This window comes from Streptococcus oricebi, from assembly GCF_017883985.1.
Classification (GTDB): Bacteria; Bacillota; Bacilli; order Lactobacillales; family Streptococcaceae; genus Streptococcus; species Streptococcus oricebi.
The window spans coordinates 209,269-227,377 of record NZ_PRDG01000002.1 but is presented as its reverse complement, the minus strand read 5'-3'; the positions used below and the strand labels follow the sequence as shown (position 1 = coordinate 227,377).

Annotated in this window: 14 protein-coding genes; 3 read left to right on the top strand and 11 right to left on the bottom strand. The window is 46.5% G+C overall.

The window, feature by feature from the left end; genetic code table 11:
- Nucleotides 1-73: 73 nt before the first annotated feature.
- On the top strand, nucleotides 74-1,042 hold the full coding sequence (locus tag C4K46_RS03735) for an NAD(P)/FAD-dependent oxidoreductase (RefSeq protein ID WP_209627543.1): 969 nt from the start codon (nucleotides 74-76) through the stop codon (nucleotides 1,040-1,042).
- A 260-nt stretch (nucleotides 1,043-1,302) separates the two neighbouring features.
- On the opposite strand, the gene C4K46_RS03730 is transcribed toward C4K46_RS03735, so the two are convergent.
- Nucleotides 1,303-7,026 carry a ZmpA/ZmpB/ZmpC family metallo-endopeptidase gene (locus C4K46_RS03730; RefSeq protein WP_209627542.1) on the bottom strand — a complete coding sequence of 1,908 codons (5,724 nt, stop codon included), beginning with the start codon at nucleotides 7,024-7,026 and terminating at the stop codon, nucleotides 1,303-1,305.
- Between the two features lie 175 nt (nucleotides 7,027-7,201).
- On the opposite strand from C4K46_RS03730, the gene C4K46_RS03725 reads away from it, so the two are divergent.
- A complete protein-coding gene (locus C4K46_RS03725; protein WP_209627541.1) occupies nucleotides 7,202-8,023 on the top strand; it encodes a Cof-type HAD-IIB family hydrolase in 822 nt (273 codons plus the stop codon).
- A gap of 126 nt (nucleotides 8,024-8,149) precedes the next feature.
- Here the strand turns inward: C4K46_RS03725 and C4K46_RS03720 are convergent, their stop codons facing one another.
- The 10 genes from C4K46_RS03720 to rlmD all read right to left on the bottom strand — a co-directional run bounded on the left by C4K46_RS03720 (nucleotide 8,150) and on the right by rlmD (nucleotide 17,608).
- Nucleotides 8,150-8,536, bottom strand: coding sequence for a nuclear transport factor 2 family protein (locus C4K46_RS03720; RefSeq protein ID WP_245335124.1), 387 nt, complete (start codon nucleotides 8,534-8,536; stop codon nucleotides 8,150-8,152).
- Entirely contained in the window at nucleotides 8,526-9,494 is a 969-nt protein-coding gene (locus tag C4K46_RS03715; RefSeq protein WP_209627540.1) for a zinc-binding dehydrogenase, read from the bottom strand. Before C4K46_RS03715 ends, C4K46_RS03720 begins: the two co-directional genes overlap by 11 nt.
- Nucleotides 9,495-9,507: 13 nt before the next feature.
- A complete protein-coding gene (locus C4K46_RS03710) occupies nucleotides 9,508-11,028 on the bottom strand; it encodes an ABC transporter permease/substrate-binding protein (protein ID WP_209627539.1) in 1,521 nt (506 codons plus the stop codon).
- Nucleotides 11,025-11,753 carry an ABC transporter ATP-binding protein gene (locus C4K46_RS03705; RefSeq protein ID WP_209627783.1) on the bottom strand — a complete coding sequence of 243 codons (729 nt, stop codon included), beginning with the start codon at nucleotides 11,751-11,753 and terminating at the stop codon, nucleotides 11,025-11,027. The genes C4K46_RS03710 and C4K46_RS03705 overlap by 4 nt, the downstream gene beginning before the upstream one ends.
- Complete coding sequence (locus tag C4K46_RS03700) at nucleotides 11,750-12,214, bottom strand: MarR family winged helix-turn-helix transcriptional regulator (RefSeq protein WP_209627538.1); 465 nt, start codon at nucleotides 12,212-12,214, stop codon at nucleotides 11,750-11,752. Before C4K46_RS03700 ends, C4K46_RS03705 begins: the two co-directional genes overlap by 4 nt.
- A 137-nt stretch (nucleotides 12,215-12,351) precedes the next feature.
- On the bottom strand, nucleotides 12,352-13,581 hold the full coding sequence (locus C4K46_RS03695; RefSeq protein ID WP_209627537.1) for an MFS transporter: 1,230 nt from the start codon (nucleotides 13,579-13,581) through the stop codon (nucleotides 12,352-12,354).
- 369 nt (nucleotides 13,582-13,950) lie between these two features.
- Nucleotides 13,951-14,652, bottom strand: a complete 702-nt coding sequence (locus tag C4K46_RS03690; protein WP_209627536.1) for a transglutaminase-like domain-containing protein — start codon at nucleotides 14,650-14,652, stop codon at nucleotides 13,951-13,953.
- A 46-nt stretch (nucleotides 14,653-14,698) separates the two neighbouring features.
- On the bottom strand, nucleotides 14,699-15,379 hold the full coding sequence (locus tag C4K46_RS03685; protein WP_209627535.1) for a B3/B4 domain-containing protein: 681 nt from the start codon (nucleotides 15,377-15,379) through the stop codon (nucleotides 14,699-14,701).
- Between the two features lie 243 nt (nucleotides 15,380-15,622).
- Complete coding sequence (locus tag C4K46_RS03680; RefSeq protein ID WP_209627533.1) at nucleotides 15,623-16,144, bottom strand: SWIM zinc finger family protein; 522 nt, start codon at nucleotides 16,142-16,144, stop codon at nucleotides 15,623-15,625.
- 105 nt (nucleotides 16,145-16,249) lie between these two features.
- Nucleotides 16,250-17,608, bottom strand: coding sequence for a 23S rRNA (uracil(1939)-C(5))-methyltransferase RlmD (gene rlmD / locus C4K46_RS03675; protein WP_209627531.1), 1,359 nt, complete (start codon nucleotides 17,606-17,608; stop codon nucleotides 16,250-16,252).
- A gap of 159 nt (nucleotides 17,609-17,767) precedes the next feature.
- Here rlmD and C4K46_RS03670 point away from each other — a divergent pair, with 159 nt between their 5' ends.
- Nucleotides 17,768-18,073, top strand: a complete 306-nt coding sequence (locus C4K46_RS03670; protein WP_209627529.1) for a helix-turn-helix domain-containing protein — start codon at nucleotides 17,768-17,770, stop codon at nucleotides 18,071-18,073.
- Nucleotides 18,074-18,109: the final 36 nt, after the last annotated feature.

Here is an 18,109-nt window from a genome sequence, read left to right as displayed (position 1 = left end):
TTGTCTTTGGGGGCTGTATTTAGCCTAATTTATGATAAAATAGGGCTAGCTTATTTTTTAATTGGAGAATCTTATGTCTGAACTATATGATATTACCATTATTGGCGGGGGGCCTGTCGGACTCTTTGCTACTTTTTATGCCCACCTCCGTCAAGCCAAGGTCAAGTTGATTGACTCCCTGCCCCAGCTAGGAGGCCAACCGGCTATTCTCTATCCCGAAAAGACGATTTTGGATATCCCTGCCTTTCCCCAGCTGACCGGCCAGGAATTAACCGAGCGCCTATTGGAGCAAATCAGTCAATTCGACACCAGCATCTGCCTCAATGAAACGGTCCTCCAACTGGAAAAAAAGGAAGACCACTTTATCATCAGTACAAACAAGGGCCAGCATTTCTCAAAAACCCTTATTATTGCTATGGGGGGCGGAGCCTTTAAGCCCCGACCCTTAGAACTAGAGGGAGCGGAAGGCTTCAGCAATATCCACTATCATGTCGCCAATATCCAGCAGTATGCCGGCCAAGAAATCCTTATCCTAGGGGGAGGAGACTCGGCTGTAGACTGGGCCTTGGCCTTTGAAAAGATTGCTCCGACCCATTTGATTCACCGCCGGGATAACTTTCGTGCCCTAGAGCATAGTGTAGAGGCCCTAAAGCAGTCCTCTGTCCAGCTACATACTCCCTACCTGCCTAGTCGCCTAGAAGGGCAAGGAGACCACGCCAGCCACTTGGAGATTAGTAGGGCCAAAAGCGGGGAAAGTCAAAGCTTGGCCTTTGACCACCTCTTTGTCAATTACGGCTTCAAATCCTCTGTCGGTAATCTAAAAAAATGGGGGCTGGAACTAGAACGCCATAAAATCAAGGTCAATAGCAAGCAGGAAAGTTCTGTGAGCGGAATCTATGCTATCGGTGACTGCTGTACCTATGAGGGCAAGATTGACTTGATTGCGACCGGCCTGGGTGAGGCTCCCACTGCTGTCAATCATGCCATCAACCAAATCTATCCCGATAAAAAAGTCCAGCCCAAGCATTCGACCAGCTTATAGGCTGATCTCAAAGCCAAGAAAAAGGAAACTAGTTACTTACCCTAGTTTCCTTTTAATTTTTAGATAATATAAGTAGGCTTAATCTTGTCTAAGGCATTGGCTCTCTGCCCTGAGCCTAGCTTGGGGCTCTGCCTTTTCAAACCTATATAAAAATGGTAAGGGCCAGCCAGTCTTTCTTTTCAGAAATAAGTCCTGGCCTCTTCCCATCTGTTTGAGGAGGTTGGGAGCTATCCTAAGCTCCTCCTTCTTTTTATCTACTTTTAGTTGAAAATGCTGGTCCGGTAATCATCGGTCAACTCTTGGTATTCCTGGAGCAGGGCCATTTTCAGTGAATTAACTCGAGAATTGCCCTGGGTGATGGTATTTGCTTCAAGGTCTTTCTTGACGGCCTGATCCATCAGATTTTGAATATCTTGATAAGAGCTGATCTGGTGGTCCTGGCCTTCCCAACGGATGTTAATAGCTTTGAGCGGTGTTTGACTAAAGCGCTCATAATGCTCCTGCATCAGGGCCTTCTTATAGGCGGTCAGGCTATTGTATTGGCCCTGGGTAATTTTTGAGACGATATAGTTGTCATTAAGCTCTTGCCCGGCCTCTTTGGCCTCCTTATAGTACTGGTTGGATACATAAGGAAGGAAGCCACCTTCATAACCCTTGGCTGCTAGGAGTTCAAAGGCCATACGCTTGAAGAGGAGGCCACCTGGTGAACCTGTCGCATTTTCACCTGAGGCATAGATTGGGGCCAGCATGCTGACCTGATTATAGACATTGCGGCCAATTTCTTTTTGCTCACCATAGTAGCGTTTGACAACTACTCCTTGCTCAATCAGATCGGCAACTGTCTGAAGATTGAGCTTGGACCATTCTTCCTCACTAAATGGTCTGAGGCGATTCTTAACATGGCGGCCATCTGCCAGGTCTTCTAGCTTATTAAACCAGCGCTTTTGGGCCTCCTTGCCACTATCAATCACACTCTTACCTTCGGCATAATCCAGCAGGTAAAGGAGGTCAAAGCGGCCTGCGAAATAAGTCTGCAAATCTGCTTGATTTTGGAAGCGATCATTGGACTTGTTGTGGATGCGCTTGGCCTGCTTACTCCAGTCCAAGATACTATTGAAGCCAAATTCTTGTTGGTTATGGCCCCAAGAGGACTGGAGCATACCTTGGGCAAACTCCTCGGCTCCTTCGCTATCCCGCCGACCATAGTTATTGAAATAGAAGCGTCCGTCGTAGTTGTGGACCATTTCATGGGTCCAGACAGAGGCATCATAGTCAGAGAGGATGTCTCCAACAATCATATTGACCCGGGAGCCCGTAGCATAGGCCTGGGCCCCATTAGGCTTGAAGTACTGGCTGATAGGGCCGAAGAACTCGCGGATAGACATGGCTGGTTGGTCTGGATTTTTGCCGTTTTGGCCAAATTCCCCATACCAGTTGTAGCCTGAATTTGGAATAACGTAGCCTCCCCAGGTTGGCAGGGCGCTGGTCTTGACCAGCTTTTCCTTGCTAGCAGCTGGTGCTAGGCGGTACCACATGTCCATGTGACTTTGTTGGCGGTCTGCCAAAAGCTTAATCCGTTCACGATAGGCCGTCTCACTCAAGTCACTATGCCTTTCTCGCATGCTAAAGGTGATGGTGGACATATTTGAAGTGATAAAGACCTGGCCCTTGTCCAGGGTCAAAAGCGGTAGAATGTAGGCTTGATAGGCTGAATCTTGCAAGCGATCATAGACCTTATAAGGAGCGTCAGCGACTTCCTTGGACGGCCGTTCTTCTTGGATTAGGTGGTCCTTGGTAGCTTCCCTGAACCAACTATAGGCATCCTGCTGGCTAAAGAGCTGGCGGTTATAGTCTAGGAAGGCCAGGAGGTCTTTTTGGCCAGTCACATCACTCAAATACCGCTGGTAGCCAGCAGGATTATTCTTAATCAAGAGATCTTGATACTTGCCCGAACCCAGCTCTACCAAGTAAGAAATCGGATCCTGCCCCTTGCCATAAAAGGCTGCCAAGTGGTTGGTGACCAGAGGACGGATATTGATTGGGCCAAATTGTAGGCGATAGAGGCGGTTGAGGTAGGTCAAGCCTAGAAGGAACTGGACCTTGTTTTCCTTGAGGTAGCTGACTAGGGCTTGGTCTAGCAGGGGATTATCCTGGGGCCGAGCACTAGAGGCATGGAGGAGCTCTTTGAGATAGTTGGCTAGCTGGGTCTTACTATCTGCGAATTGTTCATCTAGATAGAGGCGCTTTAGCTTGTCCTCCCGCTCCTTATCATTAGCCAGACCTAGACTTGCTGCTACTTGGTCCGAGTAAAGGTCCACACTAGTCAATTCTGGTAAGACTTGGTTGATAATCTGATTAAAGTCCTGGATAAACTGGTTAGGAGTGTAGAGTAGGTCAGTTCCCTTAATCTGGTATTCTTGCAGATTATCGGGTTTGTGGGCTTCTTTTTTGGTCAAATCAAGATAGTCGACTGTCTGGTCCTTATAGTGGAGGAGCAGGCGGTTGATATCCTTTTGCAAATCAGAAACGATTTCCTGGTCCTTCATGGGTAAAACTGAGATAAGTTCGGTCTGATAGAGCTTGCTGGACTTGTCTACTTTATTTCCATAATGGACTAGATACTCCTTGTTATAGAAAGGTAGGAGCTTTTCCATATTTGCATAGGCAATAGCCCGATCTGCCTGATAGGCTGGCAGGAGACTGTAATCTGTATCATGACGATTAGGGTCTAGCAGCTGGCTAGCTGTATCGGCCAAGCTGACCTTGATTCCCATAGCAGCAATCCGCTCCTGACTTTCTGCAGCAGTCAAAGCTTTTGGTGTCCAGTGTTGCTCAACCTTACCGCTAGCTTCTGGAGTCAGGGCCACATCGACCAAATCTCCACGAACAAAGGCCTCACCTAGGGCACCTGGGTCTCCATAAGCCTTAAAGCCATTTTGTACCTCAACTGCACTGACAACATTTTTCAGGCGACCATAGGTCCAGCTACTTGCTAGAATACCAGCTGTATAGCCTCCACTACCGCTATTTGTTACCCTACCCTTGACATAGGAATCAGAGATAATGGAGCGGGTCTTATAATCCGAGCTGGCTCCTCCAACCAAACCACCGGTCCGGTAGTTGTTATTATTAGGCTGATTGACCTGAATATCAATATCGGCAAAAGAATGGCTGACACTGCTGTTGGACTCTAGCTGGCCAATCAGACCCCCAACCGTTGAAGAACCTCCGGTATTAGCCGCTGCATCCAGCTTACCTGTAAAGGAGGCCTGGTCAATCCTAGTCTGGTCACTGGCCTTGAAAATCAAACCAGCCAGATTGCGGACAGCCTTGAGTTGCCCCTGGGCTGCAACATTGCTGATTTTTGCCCCACTTGCCTTTTGGGCCAGACTGGCTAGATTTTCCTGTCCCTTGATGTCCACCTCTTTCAGGGCCAAGTCGGTCACGCTCCCTCCCTTGATGTGGGCAAAGAGCGGAGCCTTGAGGCCAAAGATAGCATAGTTCTGTCCCTGATGTTGACCAGACAGGCTACCTGTAAAATCACTGGTGATATAGCTAGTTTGACCAGCTGGCAGAGCAAGGCTGGAGGCATCTAGATTGGCGGCTAGTTTAAAGTTACCGGCTGGATTGGCAGTAATCGCCTTGACTAGTTCAGAAAAGTTAGAATAGGCATTATCGACCGGAGCCAGGACCCGTTCGATATAGAAACGATGGGAACTTTGGTATTTTTTCCGCTCATTTTCCTGGACCAATTCAGCCAGACCAGCGGTTATTTGGAAGAACTGGCGACCATCTTTTTCAATTTCTTGAATGGCTGTAACCGGCAGCAAGACGTCCTTGAATCGATCGGCCTTGACCCGCACATAATAGTTGGACAAATCAGTTGGTGCCTGCTCTAGATTTGGTTGGCGGACAAACTGGTCCCCTTCCTTGCTGTAGAGCTCAACTCCCTTGACTTCCTTTAGCTCAATTTTCTTGTATTCCAAGTTGAAGTCTGGACCTGCCACCTGCTCCTCTACTGGGCCTTGCCCTAAATCATAGCTGATAAGGGCAGCTAACTGATAGTCTATAAAATAGTCTAGCCCATCTAGCAGGATTTCCTTTTGCTCCTTATCCAAGGTCAGCTCTCTAAGAAGCTGGCCAGCCTGATAGAGACGGAGCTTGATGGAAGTAAGGCTTTGATCCTTATCTACTAGCTGATAAGATAGGCGGACCTGGCGATTGTCTGGATCCTTGATGACCTGGATAAAGCTCAGACTTGGTTTGCCTTTTAGCTTACCGTCCAGGGCCTGCCGGGCGCTTTTCACTTGCTCAAGGGCTTGATTGATGTCAGCCTGCTGGGCTTGAGGGTCGTCTAAAAGCAACTGAGCAGCAGCCAAGGCCTGGTTGTAAGCCTCTTTCTTGGCCGAATCGGCCAGGCGGTAAGAGTCGCCCGTCTGAACCTGGTTTTTTAAGCCGAGCTCTGTTTCTAGGGCTGTCTTATCTACTACTCCGTCTAATTGGGCCTTGGCCTCTTGAATAGCCGCCACCAATTTATCTACCTGGGCTTGGTCTGTCAAAGACGCCTCTAACAAGGCTTGACCAGCCTGAAGAGCCTCATCATAGGCCTCCCTATCTTCTGACTTGTCCTGCAAGTAGCGGTTGGAAGCCTTGATTTGGTCGGCCTGGGCTAGTTCTTCTAGTAGGGCATCCAGCTTAAGGCTATCCTTACTTGGCTCAACTGGAGCATCCTTGGGTACAAAATCAGTCTGCTGAGCTCGTCCTACCTTAACGATTTCGGCCTGGGCTGGACGAACGACCTTGCTAGAAACTTCCTCGGTCTTTAGTAGTTGTCCCTCGGCCCAGTATTCCTGGCTCACAATCAAACGCTCACCAGCCTGACCGGTTTGAATGACTTGCTCAACTCCTAGGGGTAGATCATCACTAGGCACTTCCTGGCGCTCAAAGGCGATGGACTCTGTCCGGCTGACCTCCTTGATGTCCAGTTTGAGCTCTGGCTTTGGCTCTTCAACGGGAGCATCCTTGGGTACAAATTCTGTCTGCTGGCCCCGGCCTACCTTGACAATTTCAGCCTGGGCTGGACGGACGACCTTGCTAGCAACTTCTTCGGTCCTTAGTAGTTGCCCCTGGGACCAGTACTCCTTCATTTGAATCAGTCTCTCACCAGCCTGACCGGCTTGAATAACTTGCTCAACTCCTAGGGGTAGGTCATCACTAGGCACTTCCTGACGCTCAAAGGCGATGGACTCTGTCCGGCTAAGCTCTTTTACCTCCTCTTTGGCAGGTGGGGTAACTGGAAGACTAGGTTTTGGCTCCTCCTTACCCGCTTCCCTTGCTGACTCCTTGCTAGTGCTTTGAGCTAGGGCTAGTTGCTGGATTTGACTGCCCTTTAGGTAGCCCAGATATTGATAGTTTTCAATACTAGCTGGGGCAGGCAAGGAACTGCCAGGGGACAAATCAAAGCTTTGATTAAAGGCTGCCAAGGTCTGATTGCTGATGGCTAGGGCTGATGGTGATAGAAAGTAGGCCCCTGTTCCGGTCAAAACTAGGAAAGTAAGAGCCTTTTTGCCTCCCTTTTTCCCCTTGGCTAGAAAGACAATGAGGAGGGCTGCCCCCGATAGGGTCAAGAGGGAAGGTAAGAGTTTGGCCTCCCCGGTTTGAGGGAGTTGCTTGCCCTGATTGCTCCTAGCACTAGTGCTGAGCACTTGAGAAGAGCTTCCCTTAGGACGATAAATCAGGTAATAGGTCTCTTCCTTATCCCCCAAGTCCTGGGGCAGGCCATGGACTAGGAGGTCTTTTTCTGCCTGCGACAGTTCATCCTCTGCTACATATTTGTAGTGGATAGAAGGACTAGCTTGGTCGGCTGCAACTATTTCTGCTCCCGCTCCTCCCAAGACAAAAAAGGCTGCTATCGTTGTTGATACAAGCCCGACTGCTAATTTACGGAAAGCAAAAACCTGCTTTTTTTCCTTAAAACTTTTCATTTTAATCCCCTTTTAATTTCTAAAAACTCCTACTCTCATTGTACTCGATTATAGTATAATATTCAACTATTTCCGACATTTTTTTACTCAAAAATGTGTTTTTTCTATTCTGAAGGGAAAATTTCCTGCTTTTATGATAGACTAGACTTAATGAAAGCCAAGAATGGAGGAAACTATGGATATCAAAGTAATTGCGACCGATATGGATGGAACCTTTCTTAACTCCAAAAACGACTACCAACGCCAACGCTTTGCCCAGCTCTTTGTTAGATTAAAAGACAAACAGATTAAGTTTGTCCCCATCAGTGGCAACCAATACTACCAGATTCGCTCCTTCTTTCCCCAGCTAGACGAGCAAATGACTATTGTCGGTGAGAATGGAGCCTATATCGTCGAGGAAGGGCGCTTTATCAAGAGCTATCGCCTGCCCTTAAAGCTGGTCCGTATCATCCTGGACTACCTGATTTCCCATGGCCTTGAAAGGGAAATGATTCTCTGTGGTGAGAGAGCCTCCTATATCCTCAAAGATGTTCAGCCAAAGGCTCGGGACTTCTTTGCCATCTACTGCCAGCGCTTGGAGGATGTGGCTAGTTTCGACCAACTCCCCCAAGACCACTTCCTCAAATTTTCCTTCAATACACCACTAGATATTACCCAAAAGGTCATTGACGACCTCCACCAGGTCCTAGGCCAAGAAATCGAAGCCGTCACGACCGGTCATGGAAATATTGATATAATCGCGCGAGGGACCCATAAGGGCCGGGCCCTGTCCTATCTTTTAAAAAGGTGGGGCTATGGCCCTCAAAATCTGATGGCCTTTGGCGACAGCAATAATGACCTGCAAATGCTGGAGTTAGCTGATTATAGCTATGCCATGGCCAATGCTGACCCAGCCGCCCTAGCGACCGCTAAATTCCAAACAGCCAGCAATGACCAGGCAGGCGTGCTGGAAGCTATCGAAGCCTATCTAGATAGGCTAGAAAAAGATAAATCTTAAACATCAAACAAACTCCCCCTCTAGTCAGCAGACAAGGAGCCTGCAAACTAGAAGGGGAGTTTGTTTATTTAAAACTTAGGGTTCAAAATCCCAAATCAAGCCCAGCAAGGATTAGACTGGAGAGGCTTAGTACATGCTTCTCCCCGACTTGGTCTCTTCCACTTGCTGGATAGAGTCCCAGTGCTCGACGATTTTTCCCTCTTCATCAAAGCGGAAAAAATCCATGGTGACATATTCTCGATTATCAGGTGCACCCCAGACCTGGTGGGTATGGAGGGCTACCAAATCATCCTCAGCAATCGCTCGAACAAAATCGACCGACTTATCGGGGTATTCGCGCTGCATGCGCTCAAAATACGCTATAAACCCAGCCTTGCCATCCTCTACAACTGGATTGTGCTGGAGATAGCTATCACCAACATAGAGTTCTACTGCTTTTCTGGGGTTTCCCTCAAAAGCCGTTCTGTAAAATGCAATTGCTCTTTGCTTGTTTTGCTCTAATTTACTCATCATCTTTATCTTCCTTTTCTAAAACGACAACCACTTTTCCCTTAGTTTGCCCCGATTCAATGAGGGCATGGGCTTGGGGTACTTCTTTCAGTGAAAAAACATGGGCTGGTGCTACTGGCACCTGGTATTTATCAATATAAGCAAACATTTCATTTATTTTTTCCTGCGAGACATTACCAGAATAAAAAGTCGTCAGATAGACATTATTTGCCAGCTCAACGATGGGGTCGAATTCGTCCAAATACCATTGTCCACCCAGCTGGCCAACACTACAAAGAATCCCTTCTTCTTCCAAATGCTGGAGCGAATTTTTTATCGTTTTTGGTCCAACTAGTTCGAGAATTTTGGTAAAAGTTTGCTCTGTTTGTAGCTGACCATCTTTATCAAGTACCACTTGGCTATAGCCTGCTGACAAAAGCTGTTCTTCCTTTGCTTGATTTTGTGTGCTAGCCACCAGCACGAGGTCAGGAAAGCAGGCGCGCAAGAGCCTGACAAAAGTCATACCCGCCGCACTTGTCGCCGCTCGAACTAAAACACGGTCATCTTCTTTGATATGTAGATTCTTCATGGAGCCGTAGACCGTATAAAAACTCTCTGGCACCGCCGCCAAATCCGCCCAAGACAAATTGGTCTCCACAGGATAAATTTGGTGGTCAGGTAGAAGGACATATTCTGCATAGCTACCGTCAAAAGCCCGTCCCATTTCTCCCATGATAGAGACAATGGTCTGCTCCTTTGGAAAATGCTCGCTTTCAACGATTTCGCCCACACATTCAATCCCCAAAATACGGGGAAACTTCACTGAGGGCGACAATCCTTGACGAGTAAAAATTTCTGAACGATTGAGCCCAAAGCCTTTTACTTTAACCAAGGACCAACCTTTTTTCATGCTGGGAAGGGCAAGCTCTTTATACTCTAATACTTCTGGACCACCAGCCTGCGATACAAGAATAGCTTTCATAATCTTTCTTCTCTCATTTCTTCAATAAACCCTGCTTAGTCAGATACTCACGCGCAACTTTCTCGGCTGACTTCCCCTCAACCTTGACTTGGTAGTTCATCTCGCTCATCTGGCTAGCTGTGATTTTTCCAGCTAGCTTATTGAGAATTTTCTTCAACTCGGGGTGCTTTTTCAGCGTTTCTTGACGCAAAAGCGGTGCCCCTTGATAAGGAGGAAACAGCTGCTTGTCGTCTTCCAGTACCACCAAGTCGTATTGGCGCAACTCACTATCGGTCGAATAAGCGTCCGTAATCTGAATATCGCCCTTTTGAATAGCTTGATAGCGCAAGGCTGGCTCCATCGTCTTGGCTTCTAACTGCAAATGGTACTTGCTGAGCAAGCCCTTATTTCCGTCTTCACGGTCGTTAAATTCTAGCGTAAAACCAGCAGTCACTGTATTTTCTACTTTTTTCAAGTCGGAAATAGTTTTGAGACCCTGCTTTTCAGCAAAATCACGCTTGACCGCCACCGCATAGGTATTTTGATAGTCCATAGGCTGAAGTAGCGCCAGCTTATCTTGCTCTAAAATTCCCTCACGCGCCGCCTCATAGACCTGCTCCGGATTGTTGGAAACTTGCGGTGGTTTTTTAAGTAAGCTCGACGTTACCGTCCCCGTAAACTCGGGATAGATGTCAATGTCGCCCTTTTTCAAAGCCTCATAGAGAAAGCTAGTCTTACCAAAATTAGGTTTGGTCTCCACCGTCAAGTTTGAATTTTCCTCGATAAGGAGCTTGTACATATTGATAAGAATTTCAGGCTCGGGACCGAGCTTGCCTGCCACGACTAGCTTTTCCTTTTGCATATTTTGGAAAAGGGCTGGCGCGAAAGAGCCAGTAAGCCCCAATACCAAGACCAGAAAGGCAAGCAGAATTTGCTTGAGCCTAGCTTTTTCCAAAAACTTGATACCATAGTTAAAAAGAAGAGCCAGAGCGGCTGAAGACAGGGCCCCAATCAAAATCAGACTGCTATTATTGCGGTCAATTCCCAAAAGAATAAAGGAGCCCAAGCCTCCTGCCCCAATCAAGGCAGCCAGGGTGGCCGTTCCGATAATCATAACCGCCGCCGTCCGAATGCCCGACACGATGACCGGCAGGGCCAAAGCAAGCTCAAACTTTTTCAAACGCTCCCAACGGGTCATACCAAAGGCGGTTGCCGCCTCTATCAGATTGGGGTCAATTTGCCCTAGTCCTGTTACTGTATTTTGCAAAATAGGAAAGAGGGCATAGATGACCAGCGCCGTAATGGCTGGCGCAGCACCAATTCCCATGAAAGGAATGAGCAAGCCTAAGATAGCTAGGGAAGGTAAGGTTTGAAAAATTCCTGTCAGCTGCAAAACCACCTCTGACAAACGCTTGGAGCGATGCAGCCAGATACCCAAAGGCAGAGCGATGAGCATGGCAATTAACAGAGCTGCAAGAGAAAGCTGCAAATGCTGGAGCAGGGCTGCCCACCAGTCGCTTGAGCGCTCCTCAAAGGTGCTTAGTAAATCTTTCATCGGACTTCCTCCCCTTCAAATAAACTCTCAACAAAGGCATTCTTAGGCGCTTCCTTGATAGCGTCTGGCTTGTCACACTGAATCATCTGTCCCTGCGACAAAATGCAAATGCGGTCTGCCAAAGTCAGCGCTTCTTTCATATCATGAGTCACAAAAACAATGGTCAAACCTAATTTTTGATGCAGATCCTTGGTCAAGTCCTGCAACTGGCGCCGCGAAATCGGATCCAAGGCCGAAAAAGGCTCGTCCATTAAAAGAACTCTGGGCTGGGCAATGATGGCCCGCAGGATACCAATTCGCTGCTGCTCTCCACCCGAAAGCTCGCGCGGATAGCGATGCAGATATTTGGCCGGCTCTAGCCCAACCTGCTCCAACAAAAGCTTGGCCTCAGCCACACGCTTATCCTTGGTCCAACCCTTAAGCTCCGGGATGAGGGTGATATTTTCCTGGACTGTCAGATTGGGAAAGAGGGCGATTTGCTGGAGGACATAGCCGGTATTGAGGCGTAAATTTCGCAAGTCTTCCTGCTTAAGCTCCTGATTATCCAGCAAAATCTGTCCCTCACTCGGCTCAATCAAACGATTAAGCATTTTTAAGAGGGTAGTCTTCCCGCTACCACTAGGCCCAACCAGGACAAAAAACTCTCCGTCCTCAATGGTCAGCGATAGGGGAGCTAGGACCTGATTATCCCCATAATTTTTACTCACTTTTTCAAAGGTAATCATCGCTTTTTCCACCTTTCACTCTCTTCCACCTCCTGCAAATTCTGCAAGATTCGCTTCAAGTAGCCATCTACTTCTCTTTTTTCAGTCTCTGAAAAGCCCTTATAAAAAATACTATCCAAGAGCTGGCTAACATCCTGACCTACCTGCTGCTGGCTTTGCCCCAGCTCGGTCAAATCAATCAAACGCTTGCGCCGATCCTTGGGATGGGGGTAACAATAAACCAAGCCCTGCTCCTCAAGGCGCTTGAGCATGGCTGTCAAACTATTATTGGCTAGGCCAGTCCTCAAGGCCAAATCGGTCACAGTTAGGGGCCTTTCTAGCCACAGACTGGATAAAATCTTGCCCTGCTCAGCCGAGTAGAGGGCCCGCCCATCGGCGGCTAAGAGTCGATTAAAAAGGCGACCATTTAGCAGACGGATTTGCAGGGTCAGATAACCCCCATTTTCAAACTTCTCTTTCATCAACATCTCTTTCTATATAGAAATAATTCACTAACAATATTACCATATGGAAGTAATTTTTGCAAAAAAAAGAAGCCAGGTAAAATAACTGATGGACAGTCATTCTAGCTAGCTCCTTAACTCATTCGCTTTATAAATTATTTATCCAGGCTAAAGTATCGACTGGCCTTGAGATTTTTCATGGTCCAAAGAGCCAGAAAACTCAGGAGATAGAGGCCTGAAAGAAAGATCATTACCATGGAAGCACCCGATAAATCAAGGATTTTCCCGATAATAACCGAAGAAAAACCACCGATAGCCCTTCCCACATTTAAAATCACATTATTGGCTGTGGAGCGGATATGATGGGGATAAAGCCGGGTAATCATGGCCCCATAGCCAGCAAACATTCCGTTGACAAAGAAGCCGACAATGGCCCCGCCGACCAACATGGTCGTCATCGAATTTGCATATTGGAAAAGGAAAACGCAGACCGAAGAGGCCAAGAGGAAAATAGAATAAACCAGACGGGGACCCCACTTATCCAAAATCTGACCAAAGACCAACATCCCCAAACACATGCCCAAAATAGTTGAAACCATCCAAAGGGAAGAATCCTTGACCGAAATATGAAGACTGGTCTGCACAATAGTTGGCAGCCAATTCATCATTCCGAAATAACCGGCAATCTGGACCGTTGTCATAACCATCAGGGCCAGGGTCTGGGCTGCTAGGGCAGGACGATTAAAGAGCTGACTAATCTTGACCGGCTGACTGGTTTCCTCGGGGTCTTCTGGCCGACCAGACCGATCCCAAATCTGCTGATCATCAATAGCCAGCACCATCCAGATAACCAAAAGAATCGGGGCCAAACCAAAAAGATAGAGTCCTCGCCAGCCCAGGGCCGGAGCCAACCAACCAGCCAAAACAGCTGAACTAATGGCCCCAATCTGCCCGGCAATTCCATTTAAGGAAGAAATCTTACCCATCTTATCAGCCGGCACGATACCCGCCATGATGGCAATGGCTACCCCGTATTCACCACCGACTCCCATACCAGCGATAAAACGCAGTAAATAAAGATAGTAGATATTTTGAGTAAAATAAATCAAGCCCGTTGCCAGCGAGAAGATGAGAATGGTCCACTTAAAGACCTTGAATTTATGATAGCGGTCCGCTAGCAAACCAAAAATCAAACCACCAGCCAGCATACCTAGATTGGTAAAGGTCCCAATCCAACCCCCTGCTGTACTGGAAATCTCCAGGTCCTTGATGATGGACGACATAGAAAAGGCCAGAAACATCACATTTAAGTCATCTGTTCCTGAAGCGACAATCGCAGCGGTCAAGGTCCGCCAGTTATTCTTGTCTAAAGACAATTTTGACATAAGTTCCTCCTTAAGGGCAGCTCACAGACTGCCATTATTATTGAATACCCTTTAAAATCAAAAACTCAGAGCCAAGGCCCTGAGCTAAAAGTCTATAGCAAAATGAGAGGTTAGTCCAACTATCCCCAATTTTTCTGACTTTCATGCCTCACAGGACACGTTTAAAGCAATATTAACTGATATAAGTATAGAGGAGAAAGGAGCATTTGTCAAGAGCCTTGATAGCTTCAAAGCCCTGCTTGCTCCATTTTGAACCCTTCCGCCCTTTAAAGCTTCAATCCAAAACCTTCTCCCACTGCTTAATCCAGACTGAAAAGAACAAAATCCCCTGAGCTTCTGCTCAGGGGATGGATAGCCTTGACCATTAAATTAGGATTTATTTCTGATTTTTTTGACATTACGGTTCATCAAGTGCCTAGCAAGATGGCGATAAAATAAGGATTTAATGGGAGACAGTTCCTGCTGGTGCTCTTTTAGTAAATCATCTGGACAAGCATAAATACCAAAATCCTGATTGATTCCCTCACTTTGAATATAGGTATTATTTCTTTCAAAATCAATCACCGGATGATGAAAATCTTTGACAGCCATGCCATAACCACAAAAGGCACCCGAACAGCTAGCATTCGTCGCTTGAAGTTGCGAAAGATACTTTTTGTCTAAAATAAAGGCTTCTAACTCATACCAAACTCCATCCAAATCTACTTCTACCCAGCTGTGAAAAATATTTTGAGGAGCATTTTTATAGACAAAACCAGTCATCGCACCTTTTTGCAATTCCTTGTCAATGGTAAAGCCATGTATGCGACAGGGAATACCGACCCCACGAAGCAGTGCCATAAAAAGAGTTCCCTTGGTATTGCATTGTCCATAACCATCCGCCAATACTTTCGATGCTGAAATACTGTCATCAACATTATAACCAAAGAGAATCTCGTCACGAACAAAATTGTATATTTGCTGGATACGATTGTATTCATCCAGCATTTTCCACTGCCTATCATTTATCAGCTTTTGGATACTTGTAGCAGAAAAATCTAGCATAGGTGTTTCAAGTAAGTATTGTTGCATTCGCTCTTAACCTCACACATTCAAAGATTATGCCAGCTGCGTCCGTTCATGCCCCCACATGAAAGACTTGTCTTTCAAATTCTAGCTCAGGCATGGCTGCTTTTAAGTCAGCACCAATTCTTTCCAATGCCGCAAGCCGCATATCAACAGAAGTCTGGGCATTGCCCTGAATGACAAAGAGGGCGTTTTTGCTGGTTTCATCTAGCTTGTAATGCTCCGAGTCTCGGACATCCAACCAAGCCATAATGCCTTTTTGGTCCCGATAAACAAAGTCGGTCTCTGCCACATGCTTAGCATTGGAAGAAATGGGATAAAAAGTGTCTTCTTTTCCACAAAGGGTGACCGTCAGCGGAAAGGCTACCTTATCAAAGTCATGGGCCCCTATGGCAAGCAGAGAAGTCAGGGACTCCACATTATAAATATCCACGATACTATTGATACGAGGAAGGCTACCCCTGCGCTTGATATTTTTAATCAGGGCCAGGGCCGTCGGAGAATTTTTCTTGACACTTCGACCTACTTGGGCAATCATCTCCTGATAGCCCTCAATGGTCGGGTTAAGCTCCACATCTTCCAAGTTTACATTTAGCGCCCACTGCTCTTTTTCCTCTAGTTTTTGCTCAAATGTTTGGGGTAATTCGGTTTCTGGGTCAAGGTTTCTGGCAATCCCAAGCACTACATCCGTAACACCCAGCTCTGCCATACTCTTATCAAGCAAAAATTCCATGATAAAAGCCTCCTTTTTTTATTTAATTATAACATATTTGTTATATTTATTCACTCGAAAACAAATTACTAGACTAGGAAAGCTTAGATCTTCTCCAAGACTCCTACATTAGAAACACAAGTAGGCTATAACTGCAATGATTTCTCACTGTAGCCACAGCCTATTTTCTACTATACAGTTATAGTTTTACTTCTATTCCTATCCTTTCAAAAAATCGAACGCTGACTCCTTCCTTACTAACAATCAGAAATAATAGTCGTCATCATAGTTATCCCACTCATCATAATCTGGATAATTATACTCAAACTCTTTTAAAAGGGCCTTTATTAATTCTTCTCTGATCTGGTCATCACTTAAGCTCTTCACATAGGCAGTGACTTCATCGACCTTTTTCTGTCGGAACATGGTATAATCAGCTTCCCATTGCTGATAGCGCTCTTCTTTTTCACGTTCCTCCTCTTCCCATTCTGCAAGAACAGCATCTGCTTGTTCAGGGAAATGATAAAAATATAAGGCAACCATATGTTTACAAATCACTCGCCTACCTGCCGCAAATGGGCAAGTACAACTTGACTTTCTAGGATGGTTGATATTGATGACAACATTGTAAATATTGTCTTGCGAACCACTAACTTGCCCCTTACAAACACCAACCTCACTCTCTTCTCCACTTAGCACTGCCTTGCTTTGATAATAGCCCAATCCTCTACTAAAAGAAGCATTACTAGCTAAGTGAACCAGTTTTAAGTCATCCCAAATACTCATATAACGTCCTCCATTTATCCATTAATCTTCAAAAACTCTCGCTGCTAGAAGCCCAATAATTTTTGTATGGACTGACGGCAAACCACAGCCTTGCATCAAGGATTTTTAGTCCTCTCTCTCCAACACCCCTATACATTCCACATGATGTGTTTGCGGGAAGAGGTCAACGGGTTGGATTTTGCGGAGCTGGTAGCCCAGTTCTTGGTAGAGTTTGAGGTCGCGCGCCATGGTGGTGACATTGCAGGAAATGTAGGTGATTTTCTTAGGCGCCATCTCAACGCTGGCTCTGATAAAGCTCTCGGTCAAGCCTTTTCGCGGTGGGTCAACGATGATGACATCCGGCTGGATGCCTTGCTTTTGCCAGTCCTTCATGGCACTTTCTGCGCTGGCGCAAACATAATGGGCGTTGGTGATGCCGTTAAGTTCTGCATTACGCTGGCTATTTTTTACAGCCTCAGCCACCACTTCCACGCCATAGACCGCCTTGACCTGCTTGGCCAGAGACAGCCCGATGGTCCCGATACCCGAGTAGGCATCAAGGACCACACTATCTGCGGTCAAGTCTGAAAAGTCAATGGCCACCTGATAAAGCTGCTCTGCCATTTGAGTATTAACCTGGTAAAAGGCTGGCGCAGCAATCTCAAACTCATTGCCCAGCATGCTATCGGTGATAAAATCCTGCCCGTAAAGGGTACGAAATTCCTTACCAAAAATGGCATTGCCTGCTTGGTCGTTGATGTTTTGCATGACCGACTTAATGGTCGGAAATTGCTCCACTAGGCGCTCAATCAGCTGCTCCACGCGGAAAATCTTGGGACGGGTCGTCACCAAAATCAGCATCATTTCCCCGCTATAATACCCGCGCCTGACAACGATATTACGAATGAGCCCCGAGCGCTCTTTTTCATCGTAAGGCTTGAGGTCAAAGCGGCGCAAGAGGTCGCGTACTGCTAGAATAAGTGCATCAATTTCTGGCTGCTGGATATAGAAATCCTCAATTGGCAAGAGGTCATGGGAGTTCTTGCGAAAGAAACCCGTTTCCAGCTGACCCTGAACACGACGAACAGGCACCTGGGCCTTGTTGCGATAGTGAAAGGGTTGAGCCATACCCAGGGTTGGAGCGACTTCCACATCAGAAATCCCTGCAATTTTATAGAGGCTATCTGCCACCTGCTTTTGCTTAAACTTGAGTTGCTCTTCATAGGCTAGATGGCCCAAATCAGCAATCCCTGTCCGCAAATAAGCCACATCAAGGTTTTCCTTGCGATGGGGCGATTTTTTTAGCCATTCTTCTACCCTTCCGTAGGCAATCTTTTTATTGACCTTGAGTATCCGCATAAGGATTTTTTCCCCAGGCAGGGCATTTTCAATAAAAAAGACCAGACCCTGGGCCTTAGCAATTCCCAGACCTTCGTGACTCAAGTCAACAATTTCTACCTCCAAGAGGTCATTTTTTTTCAACATGATGGTGCTTCTTTCTAACTTTAATCCTATCCCTATTATACTTGATTTGTCGAATTTTACAAAGAATATTTTTTCTCGACAAAAGGATTGTTTTTACAAGCAGAGTCTGCTATACTAGATTTGAAAAGTTACAATCATGTTACAAAAAGGGAGAAAAAAATGTTTGATCATGAAAAGTTACAAAGGAGACGTCTGGCCTTAAACCTGAGGCCCAAGGATATTTATCTCATTTTAGGAATTAGTGCAGCCACCTACTCCTCCTGGGAGAGCGGGGCCCATGACCCTGATGAGAGCGAAATCCGAAAGTTGGAGTTGATTTTTGATGTGGAGCGGGATTATTTTATTGACAAGACCCACATTATCGGTGTATTTCCCAAGCTCACAGAGAAAAATAAAAAGCTGGTTCAGGACTATGCTTATCAACTCTATCTCAAGCAGGAAGAGGCCGAAACGTTGAAGCCTTAACCAGCCAAAAAGCCCACAAGTTCTTAACTTGTGGGC

Excerpts from the sequence above, each read along its gene's own strand:
- C4K46_RS03735 (WP_209627543.1), top strand. The coding sequence starts at position 74 with ATGTCTGAACTATATGATATTACCATTATTGGCGGGGGGCCTGTCGGA.
- C4K46_RS03730 (WP_209627542.1), bottom strand. The coding sequence starts at position 7,026 with ATGAAAAGTTTTAAGGAAAAAAAGCAGGTTTTTGCTTTCCGTAAATTA.
- C4K46_RS03725 (WP_209627541.1), top strand. The coding sequence starts at position 7,202 with ATGGATATCAAAGTAATTGCGACCGATATGGATGGAACCTTTCTTAAC.
- C4K46_RS03720 (WP_245335124.1), bottom strand. The coding sequence starts at position 8,536 with ATGATGAGTAAATTAGAGCAAAACAAGCAAAGAGCAATTGCATTTTAC.
- C4K46_RS03715 (WP_209627540.1), bottom strand. The coding sequence starts at position 9,494 with ATGAAAGCTATTCTTGTATCGCAGGCTGGTGGTCCAGAAGTATTAGAG.
- C4K46_RS03710 (WP_209627539.1), bottom strand. The coding sequence starts at position 11,028 with ATGAAAGATTTACTAAGCACCTTTGAGGAGCGCTCAAGCGACTGGTGG.
- C4K46_RS03705 (WP_209627783.1), bottom strand. The coding sequence starts at position 11,753 with ATGATTACCTTTGAAAAAGTGAGTAAAAATTATGGGGATAATCAGGTC.
- C4K46_RS03700 (WP_209627538.1), bottom strand. The coding sequence starts at position 12,214 with ATGAAAGAGAAGTTTGAAAATGGGGGTTATCTGACCCTGCAAATCCGT.
- C4K46_RS03695 (WP_209627537.1), bottom strand. The coding sequence starts at position 13,581 with ATGTCAAAATTGTCTTTAGACAAGAATAACTGGCGGACCTTGACCGCT.
- C4K46_RS03690 (WP_209627536.1), bottom strand. The coding sequence starts at position 14,652 with ATGCAACAATACTTACTTGAAACACCTATGCTAGATTTTTCTGCTACA.
- C4K46_RS03685 (WP_209627535.1), bottom strand. The coding sequence starts at position 15,379 with ATGGAATTTTTGCTTGATAAGAGTATGGCAGAGCTGGGTGTTACGGAT.
- C4K46_RS03680 (WP_209627533.1), bottom strand. The coding sequence starts at position 16,144 with ATGAGTATTTGGGATGACTTAAAACTGGTTCACTTAGCTAGTAATGCT.
- rlmD (WP_209627531.1), bottom strand. The coding sequence starts at position 17,608 with ATGTTGAAAAAAAATGACCTCTTGGAGGTAGAAATTGTTGACTTGAGT.
- C4K46_RS03670 (WP_209627529.1), top strand. The coding sequence starts at position 17,768 with ATGTTTGATCATGAAAAGTTACAAAGGAGACGTCTGGCCTTAAACCTG.